Raw genomic sequence first — 18,078 nt, 5'->3', positions numbered from 1 at the left:
CGGCGTCTCCGTCCGCACGCTGCGCCGCGACATCGACCGGCTGAGCCTGGCGCTCCACTGTCGGCGAGGTCCGGCACCCACCAGGGTGCCGGACCTCGTTCGCGTTCGCGGGCCGTTCGCGGGCCAGGACGGTGGCGGCCTCCGGCGACCGACTTCCGGCGCGAACACACCCCAGCGGGCAGTTCCTACCGCGCGATCACTTCTGCCCGGTGGCCGGCCAGAACGTCCCTGACCACCCGGCACAGCTCGTCGTCGTTGGGGATGCTGTCGGAATCCCCGGGCATGACCGGTCTGCGATCAGTGGTGAGGAGGTGGCAGAGGGCGTCCGCGGCGTCCGCGGCGTGCGGGCCCAGGTCGGCAAGGAGGGCGAGCACGCGGACGGTGAAAGGGAAGTGAAAGCGGGTCTCGCGCAGAGCCAGGCGCACCGACCACGTGACGGACTGTGCGTCGTCGGGGTCGCCGGTGATCCGCCAGATCAGGTGCGCGACCTCCACACCCAGCCGCCAGTGGCTCCGGTTCTCCCGGTACGTCGCCCTGAGCTGGTCCTGGAGGGGGGCGGCGGCGGTCGGGCCGAGTACGGTCAGGACGTCGGGTGCCGTGCCGCCGGGGCAGGACAGGACAGGTGCCGGGTCACCGGTGATCCGCCAGAGCCGCAGCGCGCGCCGCGGTGACGGCTGTCCCGCAGGCGCGGCGGCGCTCAGTGCGGAATCACCCAGCCCGGCGCCCAGGTCCCGGCGGCGCCGTGGCCGGCCGCTGTGGCGGCGAGGTGGGCGCGGAGGGTGGGCAGCGCCGGGTGGGGGTTGTCGCGGTGCCACAGGAGCGAGTGCGGGTAGACGGGCGTCGGGTCGGTCACCGGGATGCGGCGCAGGCCGTGACCGGCCGGCCAGACGAGGCGGGTGTGCTCGCTCATGAAGGTGGCCAGGGCCGGGGTGTCGGCGACGGTGTCGAGGAGCGCGTCGGAGCCGAAGTTGGGGCCGGTCGCCTCGATGGTGAGCCCGAACTCGGCGACGAGGTCGTCGTAGTAGGCCGCCCACTCGCTGCCCGGGACGATACCGGGCATCCAGATCCGGTGTCCGGCGAGCTGGGCGAGCGTCACCGACCGGGCGCCCGCCAGCGCGTGGGCGGGGCCGGTGAGGAGCTGGAGCGGTTCGTCGAGCACCCGGACGGACTCGATGTCCTCGGGAAGGGGCCGGCCGGGCGCGGCGACGGCACGGAAGGACGCGTCGATCGCCCCGGACCGGATGGAGGCGACGGCCGTCTCGATGTCGAGCAGCATCAGCACGTCGAGGTCGATCTCGGGGTGCGCGTCGTGGAAGCCGCGCATCAGGCCCGACGCCGCGCCGCGCGAGGCGATCACGTCGACGCGCAGCGGACGGCTGCCGGCCCGCACGGACGCGACCGCGCGCTCGGCGGCGCGCAGCAGATCGCGCGCGTGGGGCAGGAACGCCTGCCCGTCGATGGTGAGCTCGGCGCCGCGCGGCGTGCGGGTGAACAGCCGCACGCCGAGGTCGCGCTCCAGCGCGGCGATGCGCTTGGAGACGGCCTGCTGGGTGACCGACAGGTCGGCGGCGGCCTTCTGGAACTGGCCCGCTTCCGCGATGGCGGCGAAGGTGCGTACGGCTTCGAGATCCATGCCGACCCACCTTAGTGAACAACGGATGGTTGTGAAGAGTGGGCCGGGCAGTTGTTTGACCTGCTGTTGTGCTGATCGCTTAGCTCTCACCGGTCAACATCGGTTTGTTCGAGTGGGACGTCAAGGGGCGCGCTGAGAATGATGGGCAGGAGAGCGTTGGGCCGGCAGTTCGGCTGGCTGTGGGCGGCGTACGCGGTGAGCGCGTACGGGTCCGGGCTGGGGTTCGGGGCATTACCACTGATCGCCGTGCTGGTGTTGCACGCCGGCCCTGCCGAGGTGTCCGCGCTGTCCGCGGTGGGGCCTGCGGTGGGCGCGCTGATCGCGGTGCCGCTCGCACCGTGGGTGGAGTTCCGGCGCAAGCGCCCGGTCATGATCGCGATGGACCTGACCCGGTTCGCGGCCATGGCGACGATCCCGATCGCCTACGCCTTCGGCCGGCTCGGTCTCGTCCAGCTGCTCATGGTCTCGGCCGTGGTCGCCGCGGCCAAGATCGCGTTCAACGCGGCCGGCGGCGCCTGCCTCAAGGCTCTCGTCCGGCCGGAGGACCTGCTCGTGGCCAACGCGCGGTTCGAGTCCACGAACTGGAGCTCCATCGCGGTCGGGCCACCGCTGGGCGGGGCGGCGATCGGCCTGTTCGGGCCGGTCACCACCGTGGTGGCCGACGCGCTCAGCTACCTGCTCTCCGCGCTGGGCATCACCGCGATCCGCAGCCGGGAGGAAGCGCCGCGGGCAGGCGACAAGAGCCCGGCCCGGGCGGGCGCACTGCTCGACGGCTGGCGGCACATCATGGGCGATCCCGGTCTGCGGGCGCTCTACCTGAACAACATGCTCGTCTCCGGCCTGATCATGGCCACCGAGCCGCTGCTCGCCGTGCTCCTCCTGCGCCGGCTCGGCTTCCCGCCCTGGCAGTACGCCCTCGCCTTCGCCGCCCCCTGTTTGGGCGGACTCATCGGCTCCCGGCTGGCCCACCGTGTCGTGGCCCGCTACGGCCGGCACCGGGTCTTCCGGACCGTCGGCACCCTGCGCGCCGTCTGGCTGATCGGCCTGGTCTTCGTCCGTCCCGGCGTCGTCGGCCTCGTCACCGTGATGGTCGTCGAGCTGGCGATCGTCATCAACATGAGCCTGTACACACCGGTGCTCGCCACCTACCGGCTCGAACGCACGCCCAAGCACCTCGTCGCCCGCACCCTGACGGCCTGGTCGACCGGCCAGCAGGCGTCCATCGCCCTCTGTACCGCGCTCGGCGGACTGCTCGCCGGCGTCACCGGCCCACGCACCGCTCTCACGGCCGCGGGACTGCTCATCCTGGCCACCCCGCTCCTGCTTCCCCGGCGCGACCAGACGCCACAGCCCGAGCCGGAACCGTCCCTCAGCCACTCATGACACACCGCGACGACCCGCCACCGAAGCCCGCGGGCCACAGCCGGTCCGCCGGGCCGGCCGGGCCGCCCGTACGCGTCCGCGCCGACCGGGCACACCACCAGCAAGGAGGACACCCGTATGAGCACCACCCCCGCACTCGACCCCGCACACACCGCTCTCCTCGTCCTGGACTGCCAGCCCGCGGTCCTGGCCGCCCTCCCCGACGACGGGGACCGCGAGGCCCTGCTCGGCCGCACAGCAGGGGCCATCGCCGACGTCCGGGCGCTGGGCGGCACCATCGCCTACGTACGCGTCAGCTTCACCGAGGCCGACTGGGACGCGATCCCGGCCGTCAACAAGTCCTTCGGCCCGCTGGCCCAGTACCGCGTCATGCACCACGAGGATCCCGCCGCTGCCGTCCACGAGCGCCTGGCTCCCCAGGACGGCGACATCACCGTGCGCAAGACCCGCTACGGCGGCATGTCCACCACCGACCTTGACCAGCAGCTGCGCGAACGCGGCATCACCACTCTGGTCGTCTCCGGCATCAGCACCAGCGGCGCCGTCCTGTCCACCGTGATCGACGCGGCCGACCGCGACTACCAGCTCTGCGTCCTGTCCGACGGCGTCGCCGACCCGGCGCCCGAAGCCCACCACGCCCTGCTCCATCACGTCCTCCCCTCACGGGCCCACATCATCGACACCGCCGAACTGTCCGTCCTGCTCCGGGCCGGCTGACCCGAACCACCCACCGATCCCGCCCCCGGCCGCCGCCCCTCGCACCCGGTGCGGCGGCCCGGCAGGGACCACAGGCGGTAGTTGTCAGACCTGTTCGAAGTGGAACGCCTTTATGAAGCAGTCGCGGGGCTGGGCGATCGCGAAGAGGATGCACTCCACCAGCGAATGCGCGGTGAGGGCGTCCTTGGACCCGCGCGGGGTGGTGTCCCACTCCTCGGAGAGCGGGTCGGCGTTGTCGAAGTCGGGCGGGTAGAGAGACATCACCCGGACTCCTTGGGGCCGCAGGCGCTTCGAGAGGATCTCGGTGAACCCCGCCTGGGCGCTCTTGGCTGCGTAGAAGGCGTCATGTGCGTCCGACCGGTGGTGGCCCGCGGTTCCGCACGCGGAGACCATCGTCACGATGTCGGGCTTGTCCGAGTTGAGCAGGAGGGGGAGGAAGTTCTTCACGGTCAGGACTGTGCCGGTGGCACCGGAGGCGACGGTGTCGACAACGTCGGCGTCGGTTGCGGACAGCAGGTCCGGCCCTTCGAGCCAGCGGGAGCCGTTGTTGATGAGCACATCGACGCGGTCCGTGTGTTCCGCGACGTCGGAAGCGAAGTCCCGGATTGCGGCGGGGTCCGTGAGGTCGCAGGCGAAAGCGTGCACCCGCTGATTGCCGCGGTCGCGAATCTCGTCGCGGACTCGTTGAGCGGCGGCGAGTTCGCGTGCCGAGAGGAAGACCTCGGCACCGAGGTCCGCGAGGCGGATGGCCAGGGTTCGCCCGAAGTCACGGCCGGCGGCCGTGATGACGACGCGATGGTTGTCCAATCCCATGGGGTGGCTCCTGGTTCGTGGATCGGTTGGCGCGGTGCGTTGCGGTTGCCTGGAGGACGAAGGCCCGAGCCCCGGTGTCTGGTGGCCGATCGCCGACCTCGACAACTGTCCCACGTCCTGCTGGGAGCTGACCGGCACCCTCTACACCCGGATCCCGCTCACCGGCCGCATCCTCACGGACGGCGAGGGGTTGGTCCCTGGGACTGCGGGCGCGCGTATGCGGCCGGCGTTCGCCGGGCACTCACCGTCATCACGGCGCCGCAGGCCACACGGCCGGGTGACGTATCGGCCGGGTCGGCATGTCGGAGCCCTCGCCATGGAAACCAACCTCGATCGTGGGTACCGGTGAACGGTGACGATCCGTAGCGGTGTGAGAGGGGGGCTCGATGGGGGTCATCCAGGCGCGCTGGCGGCGCGATCCCCTGGGCTTCCTTGCGGACTCGGCGCGCCGCGCGTCCACTGGAGTGTTCCATCTGCCGTGGGGCGCTTGGTGTGTGGGCGATACGGAGCTGGCCCTCGCGGTGCTGCGCGACCCGCTGTTCAACGCGGGAATGGCCCCTTTCTTCGGGGACCTTCTCCCGTCCCGGTCTGCACAGATCGCCCTCGGCCGCGCGGTGCGCAGCACGGTGCGGGCGTACCTGCCCGAGTACCGTGAGCGTCTGGCCGAAGCGGTGGCCGATCTGCCTGCTGTCAGTCGCTGGCCGGCGGCAGGGCCCCGGCTGGTGTACGCGGGTATCGCCGACCTGTTGCTGCACCCGCAGTCGGCACCGGCCGTACGGCAGGTGCAGCGGCAATTCGTCGACGCCAACCTGATCGGCGCCTCGCCGAGCATCCGGCAGCGGGCACGGGCGGAGGTGTGGCGCCCCAGGCTGAGGGCGGCGATCACTGAGCATGTGCGGGAGCGCCGGGAAGAGCGCACGCTCGGCGGTGAACCGCGTGATCTGCTGGATGTCGTGATCGCCGCCTGCCCCGCCGAGGCCGCCGACCGAACGGTGACCAGTTTGTACGGTCTGCTGCGCAGATCGATCGTGGGAACCGTCAGTGATGCGGTGGCGTGGTCGCTGCTCCTGGGCTGCATGCACTGCCCGCCGGGCTCTTCGTGGCCCTGGCCGGTGGACCGGGTCGTACGCGAGGCCGCACGGCACCGTCCCGTGGTCTGGATGGTCGGCCGACGCACGCCTCACCCCTTGGAGTACGGCGGCATCCCTTTCCAGGCCGGCACCGTGCTGTCCGTCAGCCCCTACCTGCTGCACCACGATGCCCGCCGCTGGGATCGCCCGGAGACGTTCCGCCCGCAACGCTGGGCGGAAGCAGGCGCCTGCGGCCCCTACCTCCCTTTCAGCGCCGGGCCGTTCACCTGCGCCGGGGCCGCCGTCGCCCACACCCTGATCACCGAAACGGTGACCGGCCTCACCCGGCACGCCCGTCTGACCATTCGTGGCGGCGACACACGACCAGTCGTCACCGACCGCAACCTCCCCCGGCCCTTCACTCTGCACCGCACCCCGAGCCCCCGCCCGACACCGCTTCAGAAAGGAGGTGAACCATGGCCGCCCTGATCGCCGCCATCCGACGCATCTTCACAGATCCTGAGCCCCCCGAGGGCTGGGAGGGCACTATGAGGATGTGGAACGCCGATGACGACTGAACCTCAATGTGCGATGTCGCCGGTGGCACCGCACTGAGCTACGGCGACACGTGTGCGTGATGCGCCTCCACACAAAGATCCTTCAGTAGGCGCGTCACCGGGTGCCTGCGCCCCGATCGGGGTGCAGGCACCCGCGCCCGGTCTTCGGGCCGAGGCCGAGTGTCCGATCCGGGGGCGAGGAAGCGACGGCGCGCGAACGTCACGGTGATCGCCGTGCAGTGGTCGCCGCCGGTCGACGTCGGGAGGCTCCCGTGCTATGCGGTCACCACTTGTAGGTCCAGACCGTGTCGTTGAACGAGTCGGAGCTGTTCACGTAGATCCGGATGCGGGCGGTGTCGTCCTGGAACCACTGGCCGGTTTTCCAGGTCTGCATGTCCAGCGTGGTGCAGTTCCCGGCGGGTGCGGCGGCGTTGGGGTTGGTCACCACCTGGATCGGCCCGTTGCCGGTGGTGGTGGAGGTGTCGACCTTGTAGATGACCACGCCTGTGGCGCAGGCGTTGGAGTCGTTGTTGGCGGCCTTGCGGGACTCGGCGACGTAGGCGGTAGTGGCGCTGGTCCTGATTACCGCCAGCTTGTAGCCGGTGCCCCCGTACTCCAGTCCGTTCAGGGTGGTGGAGTACGTGCCGGCCGTGGACAGACAGGAGATCTGCCCGTCGGTGATCCAGCCGAACTTCCACGCCTCCCAGCCGAAGTACTGGGGGGCCGGGCCGTTGATCCTGCCCATGATGTCCCAGCCGCCGACGTACTGGTTCAGATCGCCGCTGAAGGCGTAGAGGTCGGGCAGGCCGAACGTGTGGCCGGTCTCGTGATCGGCGACCTTGAAGCCCCAGGTCCACATGTCCTGGCCGAAGGTCACCGCCCAGTGGATCGCCACCCAGCTCTGCGTCGCCGCGTTCCAGACCCAGGTCGCGTTGGCAGGGTCCTGGATGAAGGTGGGAGAGTGACCGATCGCGGCTGCGGTGCTGGTCGGCACGACGTAGAACATGTCGTACTGGGAGAGGTCGACGCCGGCATCGGCGGCGCCGGTGAGCGCGTCCTTCACATAGGCCTGGTGCGTGGTCCAGGAGAATCCGCGTTCCCAGTTGTAGTCGGTGGAGTTCTTCGGCATGTGCACCCAGTTGCCGAACGGGGCCTGAAGGTCCAGCCATGTCCGGCCGTTGGAGGCGTTCCACATCCAGTCGGCGGCGCCGGAGAGCTGGTTGTCGTACGGCGTGAGGGGGAGTGTGGTTCCGACGGCGTCGGGGAAGTCCACGTAGATCACGCCCACGTGCTTGGTCCCCACCGGGTTCTGGAACCGGGTGTAGTCGGTCTGTTGGCCCTCGTCGGTGTAACCGGTCGTCCCCCGGAGCGCACACGCCGAGGTGCTCCCGGTGTACGCCTGGACGGGATTGGCGGGGGCGATGACCAGGGCAAGGACAGCGAGCAGGGCGGACAGGGCGAGATGGGGAGCCGCGAGGCGAGTGCGCCGCGTCCCGGGTGGAATGTTCATGATGTGCCTTCAGGGGAAGCGATCCGGACTTCGGGCCAGGGTGGTTGAGACCTTCCACGCATCCGGCCGGCTTCCGGTTCCTGGGTGCCGCAGGAGAACCGGGCCACCGGTCAGCCCAGGCCGGGCAGGCTCCGCAGTTCGGAGATGCGGAGCAGACGGGCCAGCAGCACGAACAGCACCAGCATCGTGACACCGCCGGCAGCCAGCGCCAGCGCAGAGCCGACGACCGGAGCAGGGACGGCACCGGAGCAGGTGCGCGCCACCGCCCAGCCGACGGCGCTGGCGGCCCCCGCCGCCGCCGTGAGTTTCCCGTACGTGCGCACGAGCCGCTTGCCGTCCAGGCGGCCTTCCAAACGGCGGCGCAGCTTGAGCCCGGTGACGAGCAGGCCGCCGGCGTAGGACGCTGCATAGGCGGCTGCCATGCCGATGACGGCCCAGCGCGGGGGCAGGAAGAGGTGGCAGCCAGTGGCCAGGCCGATGTCGAGGCCGGAGATCCAGACCGCCGTCCAGAAGGGGGTGCGGGTGTCCTCGAACGCGTAGAAGCCGCGAAGCAGCAGGTACTGGGCGGAGAAGGGGACCAGGCCGAGTGCGAAGGCCTGCAGCATCTGGCCGAGCGGCTGTGCCGGGGCCGCCCCGCTGCTGCTGTAGGAGAACATCACCGTGGCGATTTGCGGTCCGAAGGCCAGGAAGAAGAAGGCGGCCGGGACGATCGCCACGCCGGTTACCCGTAGCCCCCGGGACAGGTCCTCGCGGACGTCGCCCATGCGGTGCTCGGCCACTGCTCGGCTCATCCGCGGCAGCATCGCGGTGACCACCGAGACCGTGATGATGCCCTGCGGGAGCATCCAGAGGTTCTGCGCGAAGAAATAGGCACTGTTGCCCGCGCCGGCCTTCGGCACGACCGCGTCCACCGCGTTGGCGTAGCGCGTCACCACTGTCAGGGCGACCTGGTTGACTCCCACGAACAGCAGGGTCCAGCGCGCCGCAGCCACGCTCTTGCCCAGGCCCGTGCCGCGCCAGTCAAAGCGCGGGCGCCACCTGAACCCTGTTGCGGCGAGATACGGGATCAGGCAGACCGCCTGCAGAGCGATCCCGATCGTGGTGCCGATCCCCAGCAGCCGCACCTCGGCCGGTGTCACGGACGCGGCGTCACCGGTGGCCGGCACGAGCCACCGGTACAGCCCGAACATGGTGATCAACACGATGTTGTTCAGGACCGGCGTCCACATCATCGCCCCGAACCTGCCGCGGGCATTGAGAACCTGGCCCAGCATGAAGAAAAGCCCGTAGAAGAAGATCTGCGGCAGCAGGAACCGGGCGAAGGCCACCGTCAACTCGAACAGCTGGTGATTGTCCGGCGTGTCCGGCATGTAGAGGCCCACGATCCACGGAGCGAGCACCACGCCGACGACGGTCCCGACCGCGAGCACGCTCAGCACCAAGGTGACCAACCGCTGCTCGTGAGCCTGACCGCCATCAGCATGCTCGGTACGCGCCCGGACGAGCTGCGGCACGAGCACCGAGTTCAGCGCACCACCGATCAACAGCGTGTAGAGACTCGTTGGCAGGGTGTTCGCGGTGTTGTACGCGCCCCCGACCGCCAGCGTACCCAGCGCGGCGGCCTGCAGCATCAATCGGAACATCCCCGTACCGCGCGACACCACACTGCCCGCCGCCATCAATGCGGACGAGCGCAGCAGGCCCCCTGACGCGGCCCCCGAACGACGCCTCGCGTGACGGCGCCGCCCGGAATGATCCGTCTCCGCCGCCGATGTGCCCCCTTGATCAATCATGGCCTCAACTCTAGGACTACAAAGATCACTTCGGAGACCGGTGTCGAAAAGCGACCGTCTGCCGACACCCGGATCCGTGATCACGAACCCGCAGGTGGGCAGTGTCGGCAACTCGCGTCGACAATCAACGTCGGTGAACGGCCGACCGCGGTGAGGCGATCATGGACAAGCCCTGTCCCAGCCGCGGTGGCCGCCGCCGGACCAGACTGCCCGGCGGGACGCCGCGCAGCCGTACGGCCGGGCGACGAGCGCGGCGCGGGCGGGGCGGGACGAGGGGCTCGGGAGGTGCCGGGCGGGGCGGGCGGAGCAGGCGCAGGCTGACGGCGCCGAGGCCGGCCGCCAGCACTTCGAGGAGCAACTGCACGGTGAAGCTCTGCAGCCGGACGCCGAGCAGTCCGAGCATCAGGGCCACGGCCGCCAGGATCACGAGCACCCAGCTCGGATCGCGGTCCCACGCGGAGCCGGTGTCGCCGCGCCAGCTGCGGCGGGCCTTCGACAGCGTCGCCGCGAGTACCAGGCCGACGCCGGTGATCCCCGCCAGGACCATGTACGGACCGTCGGTCGGCAGCTCCTCGGCGTACTGCCGACGTCCGGACCACGCCACCGAAACCGGCTCGCCCTCCCATCGGGCGACCTCGACCCGGTCTCCGGGGTGGACTCGGCTGAGGACGGGCTCGGTTCCGTGCAGGCGGATGCTCTCCCGGCCGTCCCCGCCGAGCGCCTGGACCACGATCCGGTCGTCCGGGTCCTTGCCGACCTCCGCATGCACCTCGAACGTGACCTCGGTGCCGACGGCCAGACAGTCGCCTCGGGTCACGGCGGCCGGGCAGGGCAGGGCGGCACGGTACCGGTCGGCATCGTGGAACGCCGGTGGCAGCAGGGCGATGAACCAGACCAGGACCACCAGCTCGAACGCCGCCGCAACGGCCAGCAGCCCGGCGGCTGTCCGGCGAGGCCGCCGTGGCCTGGCAACCGTGGAAGCCGCGGCCTCCCTCCGCTCCCGGATGGCCCGCGCCCGCCGGGCCGCCCTGAGCCACTGACGGTCCGCCACACGCTGCCGCGCCCTGGATCGCTGGTACCGCACCGTTCCCCTTCGAGACGATCACCTCTGGCTGAGGCGGCCGTCACCTTACGCAGTTCGGCCGTACGCCTGGACACCGCCCCCGACTGTGTGCGCTGTGGTCGGGTGGGCGGGTTGCCCGGCTACCCGCCGTGCTGTTCCACAGGCTCACGATCGAGCTCACGAACTCGTGCACTCGCAAGATGGCGCGTTCCAGTCGCAAGCTACGGATTGCACCCCCCAAGGATGTGCGTTCCAGAAGTGACTTTCAGGCTAGGGTGTGTGCCGTGGAGGTGTGGTCGTGAGTGAGGACCTGTTCGCGTCGATCGACGCGCTGCTGGAGCGTCCGCGCCCGGTGGACGACCTGCCGGTGCCTGCGGAGCGGGAGCGGCTGCGCAAGCTCGGCGAGTACACGCAGGAGGAGCTGGCGGCCGCGCTGAAGACCCGCCGGGAGACGATCGTGCGGTGGGAGGCCGGGGCGACGGAGCCGCGGCCGCCCAAGCGCGAGGTCTACATCCGGTTCCTGGCGACGCTGGCGCTGCGGCACGGCACGGTGGAGCCCACCGAATGGCTGCTCCGGGCGCAGGCCACCGGCCTCGTCCCCTCGGCCCCGGCGGCCGAAACGGCGGCTGAGCCCGCGCGCCCAGCCGCCGTTTCGGAGGCCGCTCCCGTCCGGACGGCCGTCTCCCCCGCCCCCGCCCCGGCCCCGGTGGTCCCGTCGGCGTTCGGCGGGCAGCAGGACCAGGCCATGGAGCTCGACCGCACCGCGGCCGGAGACCTCGTCGCCGAGCCGCCCGCGCCGTGCGCGCGGTGCGGGCGCCCGACTCCCTACCGCTCCGGCGGCCGCCCCGTACACATGGGCGGATGGTGTACGACCGCGTCGGCCGCAGCCCCGCCGGCAGCCGCCCCCCAGCCGGCTCAGCAGGTCCCGGCCACCCGTCCCGCGCCGACCGAAGCGCCCCGCCAGGGCGTCCCGGCGGCTGCGCCGCGTCCCGCCAAGGCGTCGCGGCCGGCCGCTTCCTCACACGCGCGCAAGACCCCGGCGAAGAGCACCCCTGCCGCCGAGCCGGCGGACTGGGAGGCGGCAGCCGCCGCGCGCTTCCCCTCAGGACCGCTCGCGGTCGTGGACACCGCCCCGGACGGCCGGGGCCTGGCGGCCTACCTCGCCGACGGCAGCCCGGCGCCCACCGCGCCGGGCGGGCGCACGCTCGCGAACGTGGTCGAGTGGGCGCTGGAGACGAAGCTCGGCCAGGGACGGCTGCACCGGCACGGCAAGGACGGCGACGCCCTGGTCGTGCTCACCGACGCCGCCCTCGCCGAGCTCGGCCTGCCGCCGATGGGCCGGGACGAGAAGACCGAGTTCGTACCGCGCCTGGGCCGCCTGCCCGACGCCCACAAGCAGGTCAAGGCCCTCGCCAAGGCCGGCTGGCTGCTCACCCGGCGCGGCCTCGGCCCCTGGGCCCGCGTCTACCGCACCCCCGAGGACGGCAGGCGCGTCTGCGTCCAGCTGTGCATCCCCGCCTGGGGCGCCCTCGCCTCCGGCGGCTGGCAGATCCCCGACGGCCTCGACGCCCCGGGCCTGGCCCGCCTGCTCGGCACCTACGCCGCCCGCGTCCTCACCCCCCGCGGCTCCACCGCCGTCTCCGGCCTGGAACTCGTCACCGCGCTGCGCCCGCCCACGAAGGCGGTGCGCACCGAGGCCGGCTGGTCCTCCGGTCCGGTGGAGGGTTCGCGGCCCAGGGAGGCGTTCGACCCGGCGCCGCCGGAGGTCCCGGATGTGCACCCGCTCGCCGAGGAGCGCGGGGCGGGCGGCGAGCTGGTCACGGAGGCGTGGGACTGGCATCGTCCCCTCGGTGAGGAGGAGCGGGTGGCGCCGTACGCGGTCGGCCTCGATGTGAACATGGCCTTCCTCGCGGCCGCGGGCAGGCTGACGCTTCCCCTCGGCAAGCCGGTGCACGAGCTCGGCCCGGCCTTCGACAAGAAGATCCCCGGCAGCTGGCTGGTCGATCTGTCGCGGGTGGAGACCGATCCGCTGCTCCCGAGCCCGTTCACGCCGGACGGCTCCCGCCCGACCGGACCGGCCTGGTACTCGACGGTGAAGGTCGCCTACGCCATCGAGCTCGGCGCCGACGTCCAACCGGCCGAGGGCTGGCTGCGCCATGAGTCCGGCCCCTACCTCGACCCGTGGCACAAGCGCCTGCGGCAGGCCTATCTGGACACCATGGCCGCCCTCGGCGTCCCGTTCGACCTCGCCGGCCAGGACCCGTTCGCGTTCCTGGACGCCATGGCCCGGCTCAAGCAGGGCGATGCGGCGGAACTGGCGGTGCTGCACGCGGTCAAGCAGACCGCCAAGGGCACCATCGGCAAGTTCCGCGAACGCCCCCGCGGCCACGGCTACAAGCCCGGCCAGCGCTGGGCCGCACTGGAGCGCCCGACCTGGGACCCGCTGATGCGCGCCCTGGTCATCGACACCGCCACCGTCAACTTCCACCGCAAACTGCGCCGCATGGCCGCCGACACCGGCCTGCACGCCTTCGCCGTCCTCTCCGACTGCGCCGTCTTCGCCTCCCCCGGCCCTGACGCCCTGGACGTCCTCGCCCGCCCCGACGGCACCCTCACCACCGCCCTGCGCCTGGGCGTGTCGCCGGGGCACGTGAAGTTCGAGGGCTCCCGGCCGATGCCGGAAGTCCTGGAGCTGGTCGCGGACGGTGCCAACCCCGGCCGGCACATCAAGACCGGCGGCCGGGTCTCCCACGACGAGTAGCCCGCCCGGGCCGGGCCCGCGCACCGCGGGCCCGGCCTCACACCATGACCAACCGCCAGCAGTAACCGCCGTCTCGGCGGCCGGGAAGGGAGCAGCGTGAGCCGGGAGATCGACGAGGGTCTGGAGCGTGCCGAGCGGACGCGTCCGATCCCGCAGTCCGTCCAGGCCCGGATGCGGTTCCTGCTCAAGGGGGCGAAGGGCTCCACCAGGCGGCTCGCCGCCGACCTGGGTGTCTCTCAGCGCACTGTGCAGCGCTGGCTCAAGGGCCAGGCCGTCCCGAAGCCGGCCGCCGCGAAGGCCATCGAGGCCAAGGTCCGCGCCACGTGGCAGCCGCGGGTGAGGCGGCGGGTGCGCCGTGCCGCCGAGCAGCAGGGGTTCATGCTGCACATCTCCGCGACGTTCGGGTTCAGTGCCGCTGGCGGGTCGACCGACGATCCCCGCCCCCGGGTGATCACGCAGAAGCTGCCCGGCGACGTCGCCCGCCGTCTCTACGCCGCGCGGGACGCCGGCGCCCCGCAGGCCGAGCAGGAGGCGCTGCTCGCGGAGGCCCTGCGGGAGCACTACTTCCAGGACGGCGGGCGCCGCGCCTCCGGGCTCGACGTCGAGCTGAACGACATCGCGTGGATGGACGTGGAGCTGTAGGCCCTTCAGAGGCTGCCGCGCCCTGCCGGTCTGTCCTCCGGTTGTTCTGCCCGGCGGCCGGGCCCGTTCTCGACGGCCCCGGCCGGGTGGAGCATGCCCTTACAGGGGTCGGCCGCTCACCTGCGGACGACGCCTTGCCCGCGTGAACGTCGGTGCAGGAAGCAGCCGTTGACGCCGCATCATGCCCGGCTCCGAGTCCGCAAGGAGCATCAGCTCAAGAACTCAGCGCATGGACACCGCGTCCACGTAGACGGACGACTGGCCGTTCGCCCCGGCGGCCGGGACGAAGTCGACGCCGAGTTCGCAGACCTTGGTGCGGTCGGGGACGCGGGCCAGGTTGAAGTACAGCTGGGTGCCGTTGGCGTCGACCGGGTAGGTGCCGCTGTCGTACCAGTCGCAGTTGGCACCGGCCTTCACGTACAGCTTGGCCTTGGTGCCCGCGGCCTGGTTGCCCCAGGGGGCGGTGCGGGCGGTCGCGGTGAGGGTGAGGTTGCCGGTCAGGTCGACCGGGGTGGCGTAGTGGCGCAGCAGGAAGGCCTCGCCGCTCTCCAGCTGGACGTCGGCCTTGAGGGAGCGGGTGCCCTGGGCCGCCCACTCGGTGACCGACCAGGGGCCGTTCTTGATCTGCCAGCCGCCCCAGCCGTCGAGTCCGGTCTCGAAGTCGCCGAGCGTGCTCGCCGGGGTGGTGGCGGTCAGGTTGTCGACGTACACCGAGCTCTGGCCGGAGGCACCCGGCGCGGGGGCGAAGCGGACCCCGATCTCCTCGACGTCGCTGAGGTCGGCCACGCCCGCGAGCGACATGGTCAGCACGGCGCCGTCCGGGCCGACCACGGTGGAACCGCTGTCGTACCAGGTCCTGTCGGCGCCGGTGCGCAGGTAGAGCTTGGCGGTCGTGCCGGCGGCCTGGTTGCCCCAAGGGGCGGTGCGGGCGTCGACGGAGAGCGTGCCGTAGGCGCTGAGGTCCTGGCGCGCGACCTTGTTGAGGTAGATCTCCGGCCGGGTCAGGTCGACATCGGCCTTGAGCGAGTAACTCTGCTGGGAGGCCCACTCGTTCACCGCCCAGGGCCCGTTCGAGGTCTGCCAGCCGCCCCAGCCGTGCGGCCCGTTCTCGAAGCCCTCGAGCACCGTGCCCGGCGCCGGCGGGCGCGGCGGCCCGGCCGGGTCGGTCTTGGCGGCCAGGGTGATCCCGCCCAGGTTGACCGTCCACCGGTCGTTCATCAGCGCCGAGGCGCCGAGCTGCAGCGTGGGGCTCCACTTGTCGTTCCAGGCCAGGAAGTACGTGGTGGCCGGGAACCGGGTGCGGATCGCGTCGGCCCAGCGCGCGTAGTCGTAACCGGCGGGCGCGGGCACGTGGGTGGCGGGGTCGTTCGGCGGGCCGATCTCGGCGAAGGCGAACGGCTTGTGCAGCGCGGTCAGTTCGCCGTACCCCTGCGCGGCGGCCGGGTCGCTCGGGTAGCAGTCGAGGCCGACCACGTCGGTGTACGCGTCGCCGGGGTAGTACGCGGTGCGGTCGCCGGTGCCGCAGAGCGGGGAGTAGACCCAGAGCAGGTTGTGCAGGCCCTTGGTCTGGGTGAGGTAGCGGTAGGTGTACTGCCAGACGGAGACGTACGTGGCCGGGTCCTGGCCGCTCCACCAGAAGGCGCCCGCGCCGGAGGTGTTCATCTCGTGGAACGGGCGGAACAGGACGGGGACGCCGGCGCTGTTCAGGTCGGCCAGGCCGGTGGCGATCCGGTCGAGGGTCTGCTGCCAGGTGGCGCCGACGGTGGTGGCCGGGTCGGTGAGCTGCTGGAAGTCGTCCAGGTGGGTGTAGAGGCCTTGGATCCCCGGCTGAGCCGGGTTCGGCATGTGGGCGCTGACGGATACCAGGCCGCCCTTGGCCGACCAGTTCTTCAGGTCGGCGTTGCAGGAGGAGTCGATGGTGGAGCTGCCGTTCGAGCCGTAGTCGCAGGCGATCAGCCCGGGGTACTGGCCGGTCTGGGTCTTCAGGTCCTCGGTCTGGGCGAGCGAGAAGGCGGAACCGCTGTAGCCGCCGAACAGGCCGGAGACCACCCGGTTGCCGGCCCGCCCCGGCAGGTGCGACAGCCAGTCGAGCACCCGGCCGGTGGCCGGAGTGGCCTGCGGATCGGACGGAGCGGCGGTGGCCGTCGGGGCGGCCGGGGCGGCCGGGGCGGCCGGGGCCGCTACGACCAGGGGAGCCAGCAGGAGTGCCGATATCACTGCGGCGCGAGCTTTCTGAAGCATGATCAGACTGTAACGCGCTCTGCTTTCACGGCCGCCGCGGCCGTGGCGCCGCGCCCGCAGTGGTGGCAGGCGCTCCGGCGGCGCAGGTGACCACCTTCGCCGCGGCCTCGCCGAGGCGGCGCCGGAGCCGGGTGACCAAGGCGCTGCCGTCGAACGGTGAGTTGTCGCCCGGCGCGCGCGGGCCGGCCTCCGCCAGGTACTCCGGGAGTTTGGCCTCGACCGCCTGCCAGGGCAGCAGTTGCTCGGAGCAGTCGACGTACTCCTCCGAGCCGATCACCGCGACATCGCCGGTGCGGACCTCCTCGGCGAGGGGCCCGCCGCTGGTCCGGCCCGAAGGTGGGCGCGGATGGGAGAGCCGGGGTGGCGAGGATCACAATCTCCTCGGTAGGTGTTATCTCCGCCGAGCCTGCCGGTCTCCTGTGATGTCGGCGCAAGACGCGTCGGCCGGTCGGGGTGGCGCGCGTGCTGGTACGGCCGCGCAGTCGCTCCGAGCTGCCAGGAGAACCCAGGGAGCCTGTTTCATGCAGTCTGTTCGTCCAAGGCAGATGATCGCCGCGGTCTTGGCCGCCGGTGTCATAGGCGCCGCGCTGAGCGCGTGCGGTCCGCAGAACGGCGGGTCCGTCACGGACACGGCAGGTGCCGCTCCGGCGAAGGCGGCGGCGACCGGCGTCGACTCCTCGCCGTCCGCGGCCGTCGCCTCCCCGTCGGCGTCCGCCTCCGCGACCAGCCAGGAGACGACGCCTCCTCCGGCCGCGCCCGCACCGACCACCCCGGCGGCCACCAAGGACCCCTCCGGCCCGGCCACGGCGAAGACTTCGACCCAACCCCCGGGCCAGAACCGGACCCAGAGTCCGCCCCAGGTCCAGACCCGGACTTCGACCGGCGCGCCGGCCAAGGCCCAGCCGAACGCGGACAGCGCGGCGTCGGGCGGGACCCCGGCAAACCCCGGTCGCACGACATCCGCCCCGGCCCCGACGAACCCCGACAGCACCGGGTCGGGCCGGACCGCGGGCAGCGCCGAGGCGCTCTCGTTGAAGCTGATCAACGAGGAGCGTGCCCGCAACGGTGTGCCGGCCCTCGTCGTCAAGGACGACCTGACGGAGTTCGCCGTGAACTGGGCCCGCCACATGCGCGAGACCGGGTTCGCCCACTCGGAGAACGCCTCCGGTGCCGGGCCCAGCCTCACCGGCAGCCGGACGCTGACCGGAGAGTGCATCGTGATGTGGAGTGACGCCTCGCTCACCGGGGAACAAGCCGCCGAGCAGTTCCAGAAGATGTGGACCGAATCCCCGGGGCACCACGCCGCTCAGATCAACCCCCGCTACACGGAGATCGGCGTCGGCCTCTACCACGACTCCAGCGGCTGGTGGGGCGTGCACGAGTTCGCGGGCTGACACGGGCTCACTGGTGTCGGTCCTGGGCCGATCCGCCACGTCCTGGCCACGCCACCGGCAACGCGCCGGTGGCGGCAGGCCCCGGAGGACGCCACCGCTGCTTCACTACCAGGCCCTGCACTCCCGGAACCCCGGCGACCTCCAGCGCGAACTCACCGAGCGGCTCCGGACCGGGCGTCGGGGTACGAGTCCGTCCGAACCCGTTCTGCTGCACCGCCTGGCCGATCACCCGGCAACGTGCCCACGCCGTCGCACACCAGCGGTGGCCGGAGGCCGACGGCACCGTCGACTGGACCGCGCCGCCCGTGGAGACCGTGGTCGAGGGCGAGCAGCCCGGCCGCCGGGCGCGGCGCAGCGGGCCGGCTGGTCCGACTTCAGCGGCGGGCCGCTGACCTGCTAATATTCTTCTCGTCGCGAGGGAGATGATTCCTCGCCAGGCGTCAGCGGTGCTACCAGAGCACGTCCTACTTTCAGTAGGGAGAGTCCGTGCAACCCGGGCCT

14 protein-coding genes are annotated in these 18,078 nt (G+C 71.8%); 6 read left to right on the top strand and 8 right to left on the bottom strand.

Annotated features, from left to right (window positions below; all coding sequences use genetic code 11):
- Window positions 1–185 precede the first annotated feature (185 nt).
- Together ACWCXH_RS37975 and ACWCXH_RS37970 are read right to left on the bottom strand one after the other, a co-directional pair.
- Complete coding sequence (locus ACWCXH_RS37975; RefSeq protein WP_449806069.1) at window positions 186–494, bottom strand: hypothetical protein; 309 nt, start codon at window positions 492–494, stop codon at window positions 186–188.
- 203 nt (window positions 495–697) lie between these two features.
- Window positions 698–1,633, bottom strand: coding sequence for a LysR family transcriptional regulator (locus ACWCXH_RS37970; RefSeq protein ID WP_449806068.1), 936 nt, complete (start codon window positions 1,631–1,633; stop codon window positions 698–700).
- 138 nt (window positions 1,634–1,771) lie between these two features.
- Here ACWCXH_RS37970 and ACWCXH_RS37965 point away from each other — a divergent pair, with 138 nt between their 5' ends.
- Together ACWCXH_RS37965 and ACWCXH_RS37960 are read left to right on the top strand one after the other, a co-directional pair.
- Window positions 1,772–3,016, top strand: a complete 1,245-nt coding sequence (locus ACWCXH_RS37965; RefSeq protein WP_449806067.1) for an MFS transporter — start codon at window positions 1,772–1,774, stop codon at window positions 3,014–3,016.
- Window positions 3,017–3,133: 117 nt separating this feature from the next.
- Window positions 3,134–3,733 carry a cysteine hydrolase gene (locus ACWCXH_RS37960; protein ID WP_449806066.1) on the top strand — a complete coding sequence of 200 codons (600 nt, stop codon included), beginning with the start codon at window positions 3,134–3,136 and terminating at the stop codon, window positions 3,731–3,733.
- 84 nt (window positions 3,734–3,817) lie between these two features.
- Here ACWCXH_RS37960 and ACWCXH_RS37955 read toward each other — a convergent pair whose 3' ends face one another.
- Complete coding sequence (locus tag ACWCXH_RS37955; protein WP_449806065.1) at window positions 3,818–4,546, bottom strand: SDR family oxidoreductase; 729 nt, start codon at window positions 4,544–4,546, stop codon at window positions 3,818–3,820.
- Window positions 4,547–4,932: 386 nt separating this feature from the next.
- Between ACWCXH_RS37955 and ACWCXH_RS37950 the strand changes: the two genes are divergently transcribed.
- Window positions 4,933–6,105 carry a cytochrome P450 gene (locus ACWCXH_RS37950; RefSeq protein WP_449806064.1) on the top strand — a complete coding sequence of 391 codons (1,173 nt, stop codon included), beginning with the start codon at window positions 4,933–4,935 and terminating at the stop codon, window positions 6,103–6,105.
- A 351-nt stretch (window positions 6,106–6,456) separates the two neighbouring features.
- Here ACWCXH_RS37950 and ACWCXH_RS37945 read toward each other — a convergent pair whose 3' ends face one another.
- The 3 genes from ACWCXH_RS37945 to ACWCXH_RS37935 form a co-directional block, all read right to left on the bottom strand.
- Window positions 6,457–7,683: a M6 family metalloprotease domain-containing protein gene (locus ACWCXH_RS37945; protein ID WP_449806063.1), complete on the bottom strand. Its 1,227-nt coding sequence runs from the start codon at window positions 7,681–7,683 to the stop codon at window positions 6,457–6,459.
- Window positions 7,684–7,793: 110 nt separating this feature from the next.
- Window positions 7,794–9,476, bottom strand: coding sequence for a murein biosynthesis integral membrane protein MurJ (gene murJ, locus ACWCXH_RS37940; protein WP_449806062.1), 1,683 nt, complete (start codon window positions 9,474–9,476; stop codon window positions 7,794–7,796).
- A gap of 124 nt (window positions 9,477–9,600) precedes the next feature.
- The gene (locus tag ACWCXH_RS37935) at window positions 9,601–10,527 is read right to left on the bottom strand and encodes a hypothetical protein (protein WP_449806061.1); all 927 of its coding nucleotides are present in this window, start codon (window positions 10,525–10,527) and stop codon (window positions 9,601–9,603) included.
- Between the two features lie 310 nt (window positions 10,528–10,837).
- On the opposite strand from ACWCXH_RS37935, the gene tap reads away from it, so the two are divergent.
- Window positions 10,838–13,300, top strand: a complete 2,463-nt coding sequence (tap, locus tag ACWCXH_RS37930) for a telomere-associated protein Tap (RefSeq protein ID WP_449806060.1) — start codon at window positions 10,838–10,840, stop codon at window positions 13,298–13,300.
- A 96-nt stretch (window positions 13,301–13,396) separates the two neighbouring features.
- Window positions 13,397–13,942, top strand: coding sequence for a telomere-protecting terminal protein Tpg (gene tpg, locus ACWCXH_RS37925; protein ID WP_449806059.1), 546 nt, complete (start codon window positions 13,397–13,399; stop codon window positions 13,940–13,942).
- Window positions 13,943–14,164: 222 nt separating this feature from the next.
- Here the strand turns inward: tpg and ACWCXH_RS37920 are convergent, their stop codons facing one another.
- Together ACWCXH_RS37920 and ACWCXH_RS37915 are read right to left on the bottom strand one after the other, a co-directional pair.
- Window positions 14,165–16,183 carry a glycosyl hydrolase gene (locus tag ACWCXH_RS37920; RefSeq protein WP_449806058.1) on the bottom strand — a complete coding sequence of 673 codons (2,019 nt, stop codon included), beginning with the start codon at window positions 16,181–16,183 and terminating at the stop codon, window positions 14,165–14,167.
- Between the two features lie 25 nt (window positions 16,184–16,208).
- Window positions 16,209–16,460 carry a hypothetical protein gene (locus ACWCXH_RS37915; protein ID WP_449806057.1) on the bottom strand — a complete coding sequence of 84 codons (252 nt, stop codon included), beginning with the start codon at window positions 16,458–16,460 and terminating at the stop codon, window positions 16,209–16,211.
- Between the two features lie 244 nt (window positions 16,461–16,704).
- Between ACWCXH_RS37915 and ACWCXH_RS37910 the strand changes: the two genes are divergently transcribed.
- A complete protein-coding gene (locus ACWCXH_RS37910; protein WP_449806056.1) occupies window positions 16,705–17,577 on the top strand; it encodes a CAP domain-containing protein in 873 nt (290 codons plus the stop codon).
- Window positions 17,578–18,078: the final 501 nt, after the last annotated feature.

It is taken from the genome of Kitasatospora sp. NPDC001660 (assembly GCF_053596725.1).
This window is presented reverse-complemented; position numbering and strand designations above follow the sequence as displayed.

Bases quoted from the DNA above. Each gene is read 5' to 3' on its own strand.
- ACWCXH_RS37970 (WP_449806068.1), bottom strand. From the start codon at position 1,633: ATGGATCTCGAAGCCGTACGCACCTTCGCCGCCATCGCGGAAGCGGGC.
- ACWCXH_RS37965 (WP_449806067.1), top strand. From the start codon at position 1,772: ATGATGGGCAGGAGAGCGTTGGGCCGGCAGTTCGGCTGGCTGTGGGCG.
- ACWCXH_RS37960 (WP_449806066.1), top strand. From the start codon at position 3,134: ATGAGCACCACCCCCGCACTCGACCCCGCACACACCGCTCTCCTCGTC.
- ACWCXH_RS37955 (WP_449806065.1), bottom strand. From the start codon at position 4,546: ATGGGATTGGACAACCATCGCGTCGTCATCACGGCCGCCGGCCGTGAC.
- ACWCXH_RS37950 (WP_449806064.1), top strand. From the start codon at position 4,933: ATGGGGGTCATCCAGGCGCGCTGGCGGCGCGATCCCCTGGGCTTCCTT.
- ACWCXH_RS37945 (WP_449806063.1), bottom strand. From the start codon at position 7,683: ATGAACATTCCACCCGGGACGCGGCGCACTCGCCTCGCGGCTCCCCAT.
- murJ (WP_449806062.1), bottom strand. From the start codon at position 9,476: ATGATTGATCAAGGGGGCACATCGGCGGCGGAGACGGATCATTCCGGG.
- ACWCXH_RS37920 (WP_449806058.1), bottom strand. From the start codon at position 16,183: ATGCTTCAGAAAGCTCGCGCCGCAGTGATATCGGCACTCCTGCTGGCT.
- ACWCXH_RS37910 (WP_449806056.1), top strand. From the start codon at position 16,705: ATGCAGTCTGTTCGTCCAAGGCAGATGATCGCCGCGGTCTTGGCCGCC.